This window comes from Rufibacter hautae, from assembly GCF_008271695.1.
GTDB lineage: Bacteria > Bacteroidota > Bacteroidia > Cytophagales > Hymenobacteraceae > Nibribacter > Nibribacter hautae.
In genome coordinates, this window is record NZ_VKKY01000003.1 from 1,278,427 (window position 1) to 1,293,340 (window position 14,914).

At 51.3% G+C, this 14,914-nt stretch carries 10 protein-coding genes; 7 read left to right on the plus strand and 3 right to left on the minus strand.

Features of this window, described 5'->3' with window-relative positions; all coding sequences use genetic code 11:
- Nucleotides 1-103 precede the first annotated feature (103 nt).
- The 7 genes from FOA19_RS21710 (at nucleotide 104) to FOA19_RS21740 (ending at nucleotide 11,460) form a co-directional block, all read left to right on the plus strand.
- Complete coding sequence (locus FOA19_RS21710) at nucleotides 104-3,463, plus strand: SusC/RagA family TonB-linked outer membrane protein (RefSeq protein ID WP_223809009.1); 3,360 nt, start codon at nucleotides 104-106, stop codon at nucleotides 3,461-3,463.
- A gap of 93 nt (nucleotides 3,464-3,556) precedes the next feature.
- Entirely contained in the window at nucleotides 3,557-4,996 is a 1,440-nt protein-coding gene (locus tag FOA19_RS21715; protein WP_149092936.1) for a SusD/RagB family nutrient-binding outer membrane lipoprotein, read from the plus strand.
- Nucleotides 4,997-5,107: 111 nt separating this feature from the next.
- Entirely contained in the window at nucleotides 5,108-6,151 is a 1,044-nt protein-coding gene (locus FOA19_RS21720; protein WP_223809010.1) for a glycerophosphodiester phosphodiesterase, read from the plus strand.
- A gap of 260 nt (nucleotides 6,152-6,411) precedes the next feature.
- On the plus strand, nucleotides 6,412-7,908 hold the full coding sequence (locus FOA19_RS21725) for a calcineurin-like phosphoesterase C-terminal domain-containing protein (protein WP_149092937.1): 1,497 nt from the start codon (nucleotides 6,412-6,414) through the stop codon (nucleotides 7,906-7,908).
- A gap of 171 nt (nucleotides 7,909-8,079) precedes the next feature.
- The gene (locus FOA19_RS21730; RefSeq protein WP_149092938.1) at nucleotides 8,080-9,588 is read left to right on the plus strand and encodes an ATP-binding cassette domain-containing protein; all 1,509 of its coding nucleotides are present in this window, start codon (nucleotides 8,080-8,082) and stop codon (nucleotides 9,586-9,588) included.
- A 205-nt stretch (nucleotides 9,589-9,793) separates the two neighbouring features.
- Nucleotides 9,794-10,417 carry a hypothetical protein gene (locus tag FOA19_RS21735; protein WP_149092939.1) on the plus strand — a complete coding sequence of 208 codons (624 nt, stop codon included), beginning with the start codon at nucleotides 9,794-9,796 and terminating at the stop codon, nucleotides 10,415-10,417.
- A 416-nt stretch (nucleotides 10,418-10,833) separates the two neighbouring features.
- Nucleotides 10,834-11,460: a hypothetical protein gene (locus FOA19_RS21740; protein WP_149092940.1), complete on the plus strand. Its 627-nt coding sequence runs from the start codon at nucleotides 10,834-10,836 to the stop codon at nucleotides 11,458-11,460.
- Nucleotides 11,461-11,469: 9 nt separating this feature from the next.
- On the opposite strand, the gene FOA19_RS21745 is transcribed toward FOA19_RS21740, so the two are convergent.
- The 3 genes from FOA19_RS21745 to FOA19_RS21755 form a co-directional block, all read right to left on the minus strand.
- On the minus strand, nucleotides 11,470-12,114 hold the full coding sequence (locus tag FOA19_RS21745) for a hypothetical protein (RefSeq protein ID WP_149092941.1): 645 nt from the start codon (nucleotides 12,112-12,114) through the stop codon (nucleotides 11,470-11,472).
- Nucleotides 12,115-12,305: 191 nt separating this feature from the next.
- Nucleotides 12,306-13,514 carry a PKD domain-containing protein gene (locus tag FOA19_RS21750; protein ID WP_149092942.1) on the minus strand — a complete coding sequence of 403 codons (1,209 nt, stop codon included), beginning with the start codon at nucleotides 13,512-13,514 and terminating at the stop codon, nucleotides 12,306-12,308.
- A gap of 393 nt (nucleotides 13,515-13,907) precedes the next feature.
- A complete protein-coding gene (locus FOA19_RS21755) occupies nucleotides 13,908-14,780 on the minus strand; it encodes a prephenate dehydrogenase (protein ID WP_149092943.1) in 873 nt (290 codons plus the stop codon).
- Between the last annotated feature and the right edge of the window lie 134 nt (nucleotides 14,781-14,914).

Here is a 14,914-nt window from a genome sequence, read left to right on the forward strand (position 1 = left end):
TTCAACAGACTCAAAAGTACACCTAATGACTCCATCACTTCTGGTGGTTTTTCAACCTTCTCACCCGCTCCAAGTCCGAATCCAATTTACCGTCAACTAAACCATGAGAAACCCTTTACTTCCTCCAAGTAAGAGTCAATTGCCTAAGAAGATGCTTTTAGGCTTTTCGTTGCTGGCGCTGGCGCCCATGACAGAAGCGCGGCCGCTGCTCCTTTCCCAAGTAGTTCAAAACATGCAGCAGGCACCTGCCACTACATTGGTGCAGGCGTCTCCTAAAAGAAAAACCAACCCTACAGGGCAAACGGGTTTAATGCCCGTTATGGCAAAAAACACCGAAAACCCGGCTTCGCAGCAAACCGAGCGGGTGAGCATCTCAGGTACGGTGACTTCCGCAGAGTTGGGTACCATGCCTGGGGTGGTGATCACCTCCAACGGAACAGCCCTGGGCGCCACCAGCACCGACGGTTCTTTCACCGTCCAGGTACCGAAAGGCGCAGAAGTGGTGTTCTCGTTTGTGGGGTATACCTCACTTAAAAGAACCTTCGCCCAGAACGAAACCAATGTCTCCATCTCTCTGGTGCAGGACAGCCAGCAACTGAGTGAAGTGGTGGTAACGGCCTTGGGGATTAAGCGGGAGCAGAAAGCGCTGGGATACGCTACGCAGACGGTAACGAGCGAAGCCTTGACCGATGCCATGCCCAATAACTTTGCGCAGGCTTTATCTGGGAAAGTGGCCGGTCTGAATTTGATTTCTCCGGGCTCGGGCCCAGTAAACTCCACTAGAATTAGCTTACGAGGCGATAACTCCCTGAACCCGGGCGGGAACAATGCCCTGATTGTGTTGGACGGGGTGCCCATGAGCAGCGATATGACTAGTTCTGGGGTGGACAACGCCTACGGCGCCGGTTCTGGGAACGATATTCCCGTGGACTTCGGGAACGGCATTGCCGACATCAACCCGAATGACATTGAAAGCATCACCGTCTTGAAGGGCCCAAGTGCCGCCGCCCTTTACGGAAGCCGGGCCGCGAATGGTGCCTTGATTATCACCACCAAATCTGGGTCTCGCAAAGACAAGGGCATTGGGGTTACGGTGAATACCAACGTCAGCTTTAATGATGTCCTGAAATGGCCCGATTACCAGTATGAATATGGGCAGGGAACCGGTAAGTCCTTCAATGCCGCCGGGGAGCCTTATTATTCCTATGGCGCTTCGGCCGACGGAGCCAACACCGGGGGAACCAGTAGCGCTTTCGGACCGAAGTTCAATGGTCAATCTTATTACCAGTATGACCCAACCCGCGAAGGTCAGTCGGCGGAAAGACAGCTTTGGAGACCTTATAAAGACAACATCAAAGGCTTTTTCAGAACCGGGTACACGCTCACCAACAACGTTGCCTTAGAGGGCGGTGGAGAGAACGGGTCTGTGAGGGCTTCCCTTACGCACTCTAAAAACGAGTGGATCATGCCTAACACCGGCTTTGAGCGTTTAACGGCGGCTTTGAGCATCAACCAAAACATCTCTAAAAGGTTAAAGCTATCGTCTAAAGTCAACTTCACCAACAAGAAGAGCGATAACCTGCCGGGCACCGGCTACAGTAACCAGTCCATTGCCTATTTCATGATTTTCCAGAACCCTAACGTGGATCTGGCCTGGTACGAGCCTCGGTGGAAAGCCGGGCAGGAGCAAGTGCAACAGATTCACCCGTTCAGTTCTTTCATTGACAACCCGTATGTGATTGCCTATGAGATGACCAACTCCCTGAACAACTATTCGGTGGTGGGGAACCTGGCGGCTACCTATGAGTTCTCGCCCAAGCTAGACATCATGGTGCGCTCAGGGATTGATTTAACCGCCGAGGATCGGGCCATGCGCCGCCCTTTCAACACGGCCAACTTCCCGTATGGCTACTTCAAAGAGCAGAACATTTTTGATTACGAGATCAACACAGACGCCTTGCTGACCTACAAAGAGCAGTTAGGAAGCAAGATTGACGTGAGAACCTCGGTGGGTGGTAACCTGAGAAACCAGCGGTACCGCGCCACGGATGGCGTAGTGGATGGATTGGTGATTCCGGGAGTGTACAAACTTTCTAACGGGATAGGCAACGCCATGATGACCACCCGTCACAGAAACCGCGAAGTGAACAGCTTGTACGCCTTGGCCGCTTTCTCTTATGAAGACAAAATCTTTGTGGACCTGACCGCCCGTAATGACTGGTCCAGCACCTTGCCGGTGCAGAACAGCTCCTTCTTCTATCCGTCTATCAGTTCCAGCTTTATCCTAACCGACCTGTTCAGACTGCCTACGGAGATTTCTTTTGCCAAGCTTAGATTATCTGCCGCCCAGGTGGGAAGTGACACCGATCCGTACAGAACCAGAAAATACTACGGCCAAAGCGATTTCGCCGGCTCGGGCTCTGTGCCCACCACGCTCCACAACATCAACTTCAAACCCGAGATCACGACCAGCTATGAGGCTGGGATGGAGTTTATGCTCTTCAATGGCCGTATCGGCTTAGATGCCACGGTGTACCGAAACCTCACTAAAAACCAGATTCTAGAGATTCCGGTGGATCCTACCACCGGTTATACCCGGGCTGTGTTGAACGCGGGTAAAGTACGGAACCAAGGTCTGGAACTGGTGTTGAACGCCAAACCCATTGACCTGGCCAACTTCAAGTGGAGATCAACGGTCACCTGGTCTAAAAACGATAACAAGGTGCTGAGACTGGCCGATGGCATTGAAGACCAGCAGGTATTGGGCGTAGGTGGTCAGGCTTCCATCATCGCCAAAGTAGGCGGTACTACCGGTGACATCTACGGCTTCGGGTTTGTGCGGAGCCCCGATGGTCAGATTGTGTACGATGAGAGCGGTTTGCCCGCGTACCCAGACGAAGTACAATACATCGGGAACGCTTACGCCGATTGGAAAGGCGGTTTCCTAAACGAAGTCTCTTACAAGAATTTTCGGTTCAGTTTCCTGCTGGATGCTTCCTATGGCGGTATTATCTACTCCCAGACCCACCACAAAATGTCTGAGCAAGGCAAACTGGAACACACCTTAATGGGCCGCGAAGAAGGATTCATCATTGGCGATGGCGTGGTGCTGAATGGTGACGGTACTTACACCCAGAACACCAAAAAAGTAAACCCCGCCGACTACTACACCCGGTACTACCGCCGTGCCAACGTGGAGTCCAACTCTTTTGACGCCTCCTACCTGAAACTGCGGGAAGTCCGTCTGGAGTATAACCTGCCTCAATCGCTGTTGGCCAGAACCAGATTCTTCAACGGCGCCAGCATTGCGCTGTACGGCCGTGATCTGGCCATGCTCACCGACTTCCCAATCTTTGACCCAGAAACGGCGGCCCTGAACGGAAACAACATTATGCCGGGTATTGAAATGGGCCAGATGCCTTCCACCAGAACTATGGGCATGAACGTGACCCTTAAATTCTAAGCCAATCACAGTTTAGTTTTTCAATTCAACCTTTCAGAACTGCCGGTAGGCTATCCCAGTCTATCAGCAGTTTTTCCCAAAGAACTAAGAACCATGTTATCTATAAAGAAGACCTTTGTATTCCTGCTTGCCCTAGGTGCCCTCAACACCTCCTGTACTGATGATTTTGAAGAGGTAAACACCGATCCTAACCGCATTGAGCAAATCAGCCCGGGTACCTTGCTGAACCCCATCCTCTATGAGATGAGCAGCTTCAACGCCAACCGGGCCGATGACTTCACCTTTGACCTCATGCAAGTGGCGCTTCCGTTCCCCAGTGCTTCGGGCGGCATCCACCGCTATGATGTTACCGAGAACTCCGGTAGCTCTACCTGGAACACCTACTACCGCTGGTTAACCAACATCAAGGAAATGCAGGCCGCGGCCGTGAAAGCCAATGACCCCAACTATGAGGCGGTGGCGCTTACCTTGAATGCCTGGGTCTACTCCCTGCTCACCGACAGTTTTGGCGATGTGCCCATGGTAGAAGCCAGCCGCGGCGATGAAGGAATTCTGTATCCGGCCTTTGATACACAGCAGTCTATCTATACCAAGATTTTAGCCGATCTTGAAGCCGCCAACAGCAAGTTTGATCCGGCCAAAACCATGATCTACGGCGATGACATCCTGTACCATAACAATGTGGCTAAGTGGAAGAAATTCTGCAACTCGCTGCGGCTACGGTTACTGCTTAGAGTCTCCAAAAGAGCGGAAATGAATGCGGTGGCTAAGATGACGGAGATCCTCAACAATCCTACGCAGTTTCCGGTATTCACGTCAAATGCAGATGCGGCTATTCTGCAGATCTCAGGGGTTCCGCCGTTGATTTCTCCTTGGGGACGTGCCGTTGACTTCAGAACGGGTCGGGCGGCTTCTTCTTTCTTCATTGATCACCTGAACACTTTGAATGATCCCCGCCGAGCTAAATTCTTCACCCAAGCCACCTCCAAAGACGGTAGAACGCAGGTGGGGTACAAGGGAATCCCAAGCGGTTATGAAGGAAGCGATACCCAGTTTGACTATGCTCCTTCCACCTTCAACGTTGCCCTGGTGACGGCTCCTATGATTACGGTGATCATGCCCTATGCCGAGGTGGAGTTCATCAAAGCGGAACTAGCCCAGAAAGGCATCGTGACCGGTGATGCCCAAGCTGCTTATGAAAAAGGTGTGAAAGCCGCCATTGAACAGTGGGGAGCCGTGATGCCCGCAGACTATTTCACCAATCCGGCCGCCGCGTACAACGGCACGTTGGAGCAGATCCTGCTGCAAAAGTACCTGGCCTTGTTCTTCGTGGATTATCAGCAGTGGTTTGAATACCGCCGCACGGGCTTCCCGGTACTTCCTACCACCAATGCCATGATGAACAACAAAGTAGTGCCGGTTCGCTTCAGATACCCCACTACGGTGCAAACCAACAACGCCGAGAACTACAGAAAAGCCGTAGAAATGATGGGCGGCGATGACATCAATACCAAGGTTTGGTGGGAGAAATAAGCCTACCTTAACCTCTGGTGGCTATCTGAGCTTACCGTGCCTCTATCACCCTGGGCATGGTAAGCTTAGATTATTTCCCTGTATTTGAGACCTCTTTTAACCAATCAGACTATGAGAACCGTAACACCCTGGAAACTGCTTTTTTGTTTCTTGTTAGGGGTACACGCCAACGCCATGGCTCAATCGCAAATGATGCTTTCTAACTTTACCTTTAAGCCCGGGGCAACCCAAGTGGGCCAAGTGGTAGTTCTGCCCCCTACGATGAGTAAAGCAAAGGTAAAGCTTGTAGGTACCTCTGCTACTACCTTCACCTTAGGGAAAGACAATACCTTGAAAGCCAAGAAAGCCATCTCTGAACCATGGGTAGACGTGGTCTTGGCAGTAGAACAGGGGCAAAGCACCATTCAGGACACCTTCCGGATTGTGAAGGACGAGTTTATCACCAACCGAGTTATTGCGCACCGGGGTGCCTGGAAGAACACCGGAGTTACGGAGAATTCCATTGGTGCCCTGCAACACGCCATCCGGTTAGGCTGCGCCGGCAGCGAGTTTGACGTGCACATGTCATCAGACTCGGTGTTGTTTGTGCACCATGACCATGATGTGAACGGCATCCACATTGAGAAAACACCGGCCGCGGAACTGGCCAAACTGAAGCTACCCAATGGAGAGTATCTGCCCACGTTGGAGGCGTATCTGCAAGCCGGACTAAACCAGAACAAAACCAAGCTGATCCTGGAGATCAAACCCTCGGCCATCAGCAAGGAGCGGGGCCAGGCCTTGGCGCGCAAAGTGGTGGAAACGGTACAGAAACACAACGCGCAGGGCTGGGTAGACTACATCAGCTTTGACTATGCCATCTGCCGGAAAGTACAGGAACTGGAACCCTCTGCCAAGGTAGCGTACCTCAACGGCGAGAAAGCCCCCGCCGAACTGGCCAAAGACAAGCTGTACGGGTTTGATTACAACCAAAGCGTCTTGAAAAAGAACCCCCACTGGATAGAAGAAGCCCACCAACTCGGCCTTACCGTCAATTCCTGGACCGTCAACTCCCCAGAAATGATGGACTGGCTTTTAGAACGCAAAGCGGATTTCATCACCACCAACGAACCCGAACTTCTGCTGGAAAAAGTAAAAAAGGTGGCTACCAAGTAAGAGTAGCTTTCAGGAAAGCTCCGAATTCGGTAAAGGTCATTTCATAGAAGAATGCTTCCCCTCTACCTGTCATCTTGAAAGGACCTTGTGGATAAATTGGATCAACGTTCAACTCAATCCATACTGCCGCTTTTGAGCTGAAATTGATAAAACACCTTAAAAGCAGGAGTACCACAAAATGGCACAAAGATCATTCTTGATTCATTCTCTCAATCACGCATTCCCTCAATCACTCCTTCAATATTTCCCTCAATAATCACATGTTTAGAAGAAAATTCCTCCAGAGTATTGGCACCTTGGGCCTTGGGTTAACCTTGCCCATGGGGGCCCTGCAAGCGCAAACCTCCCAAAAACCGGCCAACCAGAAAGTAAATTTGTCGCTTATCGCCATCAAGGGCAAGGTGCAGTCCGGCGGCAAGGGAATCCCCGGGGTGGTGGTTTCTGATGGCATCAACCTAGTGGCTACGGATAACGCCGGAAAGTACACCTTGGAAAGCAACGCCACCGCCGAGTTCGTGTACATTTCCGTTCCCCGCGGCTACGCTATTCCGCAGGAGAAAGGAGTGGCGCAGTTCTTCAAACCGCTACCCAAAGGCAAATCCAGCTTCACCGCCGATTTTGAACTGCAGAAACTGGCGCAGGACGACACCAAGCACAACTTTGTGGTGTGGGCCGATCCGCAGATGATCAACAAGAAAGACGCCGAGGAACTGGTGAACACCTCGGCTCCTGACTTGAAGAAACTGGTGGCGGGTTACAGCAAGGATACCCTCTTTCACGGCATTGGCTGCGGCGATCTGGTGTGGGACAAGTTTGAGTTGTATGACGACTACAAGAAAGCCATCGAGATCTCAGGCATCCCGTTTTACCAGGTCATCGGCAACCACGACATGGACCTTACCGCCCGCACCGACGACGGCTCTGCCGACACGTTTAAGAAACTATTCGGGCCCACATACTACTCCTTCAATCGCGGCGAAGTGCACTACGTGGTGTTGGACGATGTCTTCTTCATTGGCACGGCCAAACGCTACATTGGCTACCTCACCGAAAAACAGTTGCAGTGGCTGGAGCAGGATTTAAGTTATGTAAAGCCGGGCAGCATGGTAGTGGCCTCGGTGCACATTCCGGTGAACAGCGGAGAGAAAAGACGCATGAAGCTCAAAGACGAATCACTGGGCGGCGTAGTGTCTAACCGTAAGGAACTGTACCGGTTGCTGAAGCCTTACAAAGCCCACATCATGTCGGGGCACACGCACATCTGCGAGAAAGTAATAGAGGGCGACATCATTGAACACACGCACGGGGCCGTTTGCGGCGCCTGGTGGACGGGCCCCATCTGTACTGATGGTTCGCCTAGCGGCTACGGCGTGTACGAGGTGAGCGGCTCCGAGATGAAATGGTACTACAAATCGGTGGGCCATGACCGCGATCACCAGTTCAGGATCTACCCCAAAGGCACCGTGAAGGACCGCCCCGAGGAAGTAGTAGTCAATGTCTGGAACTGGGACCCGGAGTGGAAAGTGACTTGGTTTGAGGACGGGGTGCGCAAAGGCGACATGAAACAGGAGATGGGCCTGGACCCGCTCTCAGTGCAACTGCACGCCGGACCAGATCTTCCGGCCAAGCACAAATTCGTCGACCCAACCATGACTGACCACCTGTTCTGGGCTAAACCCTCTTCGGGCGCCAAGCAAATCAAGATTGAAGTCACCGACCGCTTCGGAAAGGTATACACCCAATCGCAAGCGGTTTAGGTACCGTTAAGAAGTAAGATCGGGCGAAAGCAGGTGCGCAGGGCATGGCTTTCGCCCGATCTTGTTTTAGACCCGATTTTCAGAATTCAAGCTTGAAACAAGAAGCGCAGAAAAGGCTAGGTTAGGCGGGGTAAACCGCTTATTTTAGAGGAATTACAATTGCCAAAGTCCATGTCTTCGCCTTTCCTTGCCCTCCGTAACGTGACGGTCCGTCACCTGAATCACCTCATCTTCAAAGACCTTCATTTTCAGGTAAACGCTGGTGAGCATTGGGCGCTGGTAGGGGAGAGCGGCTCTGGCAAGAGCAGTTTGCTGCAGGTTATCGCCGGAAAACTGGTGGTGGTGGGCGGGCACGTGGAGCATGGCTTTTACGAGGCCTACCTGGAAACCCATTCCGCGCCAGATCCTTTTTTCTCTTTTAGGGACCTTTTGGCCAAAGTAGGGCAAAAACACTCGTTCCGTAACTTCTCTTCCAACACCAGTGATTTCTACTACCAGCAGCGCTACCATGCCACCGAGGCCCAGGATGCCCCTACGGTAGAAGATTACCTGGCAGCCGTGGAGGCCCCGCACCAAGACGCCCCCACCTGGACGCTTCCCAAAGTCATCCAAAGCTTCGGGTTGCAGGAATTGCGGCAGAAGGAATTGATCAAATTATCCAATGGCGAAACCAAACGCCTGCTTCTCGCGGAGGCCCTGCTCCGGAACCCCAGACTCCTGCTCCTGGACATGCCCCTCACCGGGCTGGACGTACAAACGCGTACCCAATTTGACGGACTGCTTGCCCAGATCATGGCCTCAGGCATCACTGTGGTCATGGCCACATCCGCCCAGGAAATTCCCGAAGGCATTACCCATGTGGCGGTGCTGGAGAAAGGCAGAATCGTATCGGCGCAGCCGAAGGAGCAGTATGAGAAAAGCCTACAGCCAGACACCGAGACCAGGAAATTGGACAATGTTGCGTTGGTTGGGTTGTTATCCGTGGAGCCAGCCATGGCGTTTGAGACCATTGTGGAGCTGAAGAACGTTTCGGTGCAGTACGGAAGCAAAATGGTGCTCCAAAACGTGGACTGGCAGGTGAGACAAGGCGAGCGCTGGGCGGTGCTGGGCCACAACGGTGCTGGCAAAACCACACTGCTCAGCCTTCTGAACGGCGATAACCCGCAGGCCTTTTCCAAAGACATCACCCTTTTTGACCGCAGGCGCGGCACCGGCGAGACCATTTGGGACATCAAGAAGAAAATCGGGTTTGTGTCGCCGGAGCTGTTCCAGTTTTTCCCGTACCACAATACCTGCCTGCAGGTGGTGGAATCTGGGGTGTATGATACACTGGGCATGCTCAAGGCCAGCCAACCCGAGAACGCCGCCCGTGCCCTGCAGTGGCTGGATTTGCTGGGAATTGCGGAGGATGCACCTAAAACGCTCCGGCAGGTATCGGCGAGTACCCAACGCTTGTGTCTGCTGGCCCGTGCCTTGATCAAGAATCCACCGCTGCTGATCTTAGACGAACCCTGCCAGGGCATGGATGATCGGCAACAGGAGGCTTTCAAACAGATTCTGAACACCCTCTGCGCGCATTCTAATACCACGCTGCTGTATGTGACCCATTACCCCGGAGAAATTCCAGAATGCGTCACCAAAGTGCTGCGGCTGGAGAATGGGCAGGTGGTTCTAACTTGATTTAGGACCCTTCAAAAAGAGAATCAGTAGCAGAGTTATACTTTTACTACTTTAAGTGTTTTATAGTATTGATAATCGCTTGATCGTCAGTAGGATGATGTAAGTTTTTGGCTTGTTTTACAAAGAGAATTGATTATATTTAAATACTCCTGGCCAAGGCCTTACCTGTCAGTTAGAGGAAGTATTCACTTAGCCCACAAAGTGTATGAAAACTGTTTTCCTCTTCTCAGTTCTGTTCCTTATTATCCAAGTAGCTTCCGCTCAGGAATCTTCTAAACCTTTTTTTACCCGTGTCTACGGGACAATTGGTGTAGATCTGGTGACATCAGAGAATAGTTTGGCAAATGGTGAGAGTAGGAGCAGATCTCTGGTATTTGAGTACAAGGGAAAGCTTTTGTTTTCATTTCGCAAACATTCTTTTGACTTCAATGATGATACTTTTAGCCCTGCTAATACTACCATTCATTATGAGTTACCGCAGCATTTTGTAGAGGAGATGAATTTATCGGTAGGCAAATTCTTCCAAGCCAATAGGGCTTTTTCTTTTTCCCTTTCCACAGGCCCCACCATGGTGGAGTATAGAAAGCCCTATAATGTGAAGCAATATATTGGAAATAATGTTTTTGGAAGCTATGACTCTTATACCTTTGACATGAAAAGTTATTCTTTGTGGGGCTGGGATGTGCGGGGAGACATCCTTTTTACCTTCAGTAGATTTGTAGGAGTTAGTCTTGGTGGTTTCTACAGTTACAACAAGGAAGTCCCTTACGGAGGAATGGATGTAAACTTGATGTTTGGAGTTTTACGTTCCCGGAAAGAGAAGGAGTAGCAAGGGCCAATCCTTTCTGACCTTCACATGAATTGAGCCCTTCCTGTTCGTGGAAAGGTGCTACTTCCCGCTTAAAGCCATTAATTTTTTGAAAAACCCATTGCTACTGGATCACGGCGTTTTCGGTGCCTCCAGGTGCACGTAATAGCGCGCACTCCAATACCACCCTGCTGTATGTGACCCACTATCCCGGAGAGATACCGGACTGCGTCACCAAAGTGCTGCGGTTGTAGAATGGGCAGGTAACTTTTTAGCTTGTCTTGCAGATGCCTTGAGCCGGGTTGTATTTACAGTTATACATCCAGCCATTTCTGCTGGTGTTCCGTTTGTATTTTCTGTGGACTAAAATATATATTTTCACTATATTCAATACCTGATAGAATAGTTCTCACTTGTACCATCCAACGGCTTAGGGCATGAAAGCAGCGGTAAGTATTCTTTGCCTAGTTTTGTTTAGTGCATTAGGCTGGGCACAGGATACAACCAAGGTAGTCCGTTACTTTGGGCAGTTGGGGGCAATGATCCCGATAGACGCTGAAGCAACTGTGGTAGTGGGCGGTTCTCTTTTGCGGGAATCCAAGAAGCAGCAGGTGTGGGCGGTACGGGTGTACAGCACTGAATACTATGAGCCAGGTTATGGCCCAAAAGCTGGCAGGTTCGGGAAAGACCAACCAAAACACTACATCAATGAGCTGAACATTTCGTTTGGAAAGGTCCGTTACCTGAGAAAAGACCTGGCTTTTTCCTTTACCGCCGGGCCATCTTTGGTCCTGTATGAGATGCCAACCAATGTCAATGCGGTAAGGAGTGGGTGGGGGATTATCACAGGTACCACCTATGAGTACGACATCAAGAAGTACCTTCTGCCAGGTCTGAGTGGCCGGGGTGAAATGATTCTTTGCCCTTATCCTACGGTGGGCATAAGCCTGGGCGGAGAGTACCACCTTAGCCGAAAGGTAACCTACGCCGGCTTCCTTCTGAACCTCATGTTGGGCAGGTTCCAACCTAAAAAGCCCCTGGATTCAGCGCCACTCCAGAATTGAGAAGGTTCTTTAGATCTTGCTTCCGCTTGTCTCTTCCAGGTGCACGTAATAGCGCGTGATCTTACCCCATTGCATGTCCTGGAACCCTGCCCAGCCGCCGGCTGAGATAAGCGTGTTGAGGACGCCACGGCCGCCTGCCTGGTCTCCCTGGTTGTTGGGTTTCTCGTCGCGGCCAATCTCCATGCCCATGATCTTGGTTCCCTCGCGAATCACTCTGAACGTGCTGGTCGCTTCTTCGGTGAAGAAATGCTTTACTTCCTCCCCATCCAAAGCATCTTTCTGGATTTCGGGTTTGGGGCAGGGCCGCACGATGAATTGGGCCGCGTCTTCTTCCTCCACCACTTCCACCACCGTTACCCAGTTTTCTATGGCCGTTGCGGGCAGAATGATCTGCATGTAATCACCTACCTGCACTTTGGTGGCCTCAGACGGATGCCCCTGCTGGTCATAAAGCTGAAAAGTGGAGTTGATGCCGGGCAAGGAAGTCCATCGGTTCACATCAAAGAGCTTTTGCTTCGTGCGCGCGAACTCCTGCCGGGCGGTAGCTTCGTCTGGGTAGGTGTTCTCGTTGTAGAAAAATTTATCCTTGGCGTTCTCGCCCTGCAGTACTTCCCATTCGTGCTTTATCTTTTGCAGAAAATCGGTGAGGCCCATGTGTATTTCCGTTGGTGGTGTGGTAGAATCCCTTCCTGCACAGTACGGCCCTAGCTTGGCGGGGTTCCTTTGTTTTAGGCATGATTCTTTGAAAATAGGCCAAAAACACCTTTCTCTTTTCTATAACCCGGTTGGACAGGTAAGCCTATTTCTTTTAAGCACAAGCCTTGACGCTAGCCCTTGGCTTCTCTCTAATCAAATTGCCACAGGTCTGTGGCGTTCACATCTCCGTTGTTATAACCTAACCCAATGATGGCCCGATTTTCCAGGGAAATGGTTTTGAGTTCATTTACCCCAAAGCCGGGGAAATCTTCTTCAAACTCCGTCCAGACATCCTCCAAAGGGTCATAGCGCGTTACTTGCATGGGTTCGTTATGGTTGTAAGCGGCATTACCAAGGTCGTAAATCACATACCCATACTCGTTCAGGGAGAAACTACTTATTCTGGTAAGGGCATGCGGCACACTCGCCCGCTGCCGCCAATTACCCGTAGCCGGATCAAGTTCCCAGCATGTGCCTTCCTCTTCCACGCAGTATCCTTTCCTGTTAACTACGAAACCGGTGGCGGCACCGGTGCCTGGGTAATCATTCAGGGGAGAGTAGGCGTCTGTGGCAGGATCATAGCGCATGACTTTTCCCGCGGTGCTACTGACCAGATAAACTTTGTCCTGAATCACCAGAGCAATCTGGGCATCAAGGATCGGTTCGGGCACGTCTTTTCGTCGCTGCCACTGGTTTTGTCGGCCATCGTACTGCCACAAGTGCCCATTCCCCAGGCAGTATCCTTTGTCACCGATGCTGAAAACCAGGGGAGTCTTTTGCAGGAGCTCGGGGAATTTTCCAATGTTTTGCCAGGTGCGGGCCGCGGTCATTTTCCAGATGTTTCCCATTTTGCTGACGGCGAACACCTGATCTTCAATGCCCATCAAGAAGTTGGTACCCCCGAACAAGTTGCCGGAGCCTAGGAAGAATTCTTCCTGGGATAAGTTGCCCATATAGGCCCAGTAATCCCAGTCACCAGTACCATGTTGCTCAACTGTCACCAGCACAATGTCACTTTCAGTAAGGCCATTCTCAGCGGTTACCTTCAATTTGAACTCGTAACTTCCCACAGTAAGGTTCTCTACTAAAGTTTGGGCGGCTAAACTATCCTTCAGGTGGAAAGAGGCCGGACCAGAGGCTTTGGACCAATGATAACTTTTAATATTCCCATTGATGGCAGTTGATTGGCTACCATCCAGAACTAAACTGTTTTGTGGCAATGCAATAATCTGATCAGGACCGGCATTAGCTACCACGATCACTTCGGGTTCTGCATCACTGTCATCATCCTGACAGGAGGAAATAAACCACAGAGCGACCAACAGTCCAGTGAATGCTACTTTGAATCTTAGTTTCATAGCAGACTCTTTTAGAAAAGACGGAAGGGTAAGCAAGGCTTACCTGTAGCACCTATTCAGAAACTTCTATACCCTGTGCTTGTTGAAGAAAGGATATTCAAGGGAGTGGCTGACTGAATTGCGGCTAACTCTGTGGTTAGTTTATCTGCCGGAGGATGGGGAGGGCTTCGGCTCTCAGGGGCAAAAGAGTGATTTTAGGAGATCACCGCAAGGGCAATTCCTTTATTCTAAGTTAATCATTTTTCGGGAATAATCTTGCTTAAGCGCCTTGATATTCAGGTTCTTACTGGAAATGCAGCAGGGTTAGGATTCCCTCGGATTTAGATGGATTAGCAGGGCTATTTGCCCACCGGGTTTCCAGCGTCTTTTTTAGAAAACAGCCCCTAAACGCGTTTACTTTACCGGCGATACCTGCGCAATGCCGTCCAGCACCGGCCTGATCTGGTTTGCCTGCTGCATCATCTGGTAGAGTTGGTCTGTGTCACCGTTCAAGAGACATTGGTGAAACTGTTGCAGGTGCTTGATGTACTCGGCCAAGGCGTGGCTCAGGAAATGGGCGTTTTGCTCAAAGATGGGCGCCCACATATCGGGGGAGCTTTTGGCCAGACGCACGGTAGAGGCGAAACCAGAACCGGCCAGCGTGAAGATGTTGCGCTCGTCTTTCTCCACGTCCAGCACCGTTAACCCCAACAGGAAAGAACTCACGTGCGACAGGTGCGACACGTAAGCGACGTGCTTATCATGCTCCTCGGGCTGCATGTAACTGGTTTTGAGGCCCAGGATAGAAAACAACTCCTCCGCCATGGAAAGGGCGTGGGCAGAAGAGAGTTCCTTTTCGCAAATGATATTCATTTTGCCCTGGTACAGTCCTTCCAGCGCCGCGGTGGGGCCCGAGTTCTCGGTACCGGCAATAGGGTGGGCGGCCACAAACTGAGCCCGGTTAGGGTGTTCTTTCACGGCTTCGCACAAAAGGCTTTTGGTAGAGCCCAAGTCAATCACCACCGCTTGAGGCGGCACAATGTCCAGGAGGGAAGGCAGCAGTTTCTGGATGGCCGTTACCGGAATAGCCACAAGGATCAGGTCTGATATGGCGGCAGCCTCCTGCAAAGAAAGCACGCGGTCTACCAGGCCTATCTCTACAGCTTGGGCGGCATTTGCTGGGTTCTGTTCTACGCCAATCAACTCGGTGGCAAAACCTGCTTTTCTGATGTCTAAAGCAGCAGAACCGCCAATGAGTCCGGTCCCTATGATGGTGATGGTTTTCATGTCTGAAAGCGAAGGCAAAGTACAACGCGAAGGTACTACAAGTTTTCCTATCGGGGTTTATTTAGGCCTTGCTTGTGACCCGCATCGAAAACAAAGGCCCGTTTAGGGGCTGCTTTTGAGAAAACAGCCCCTAA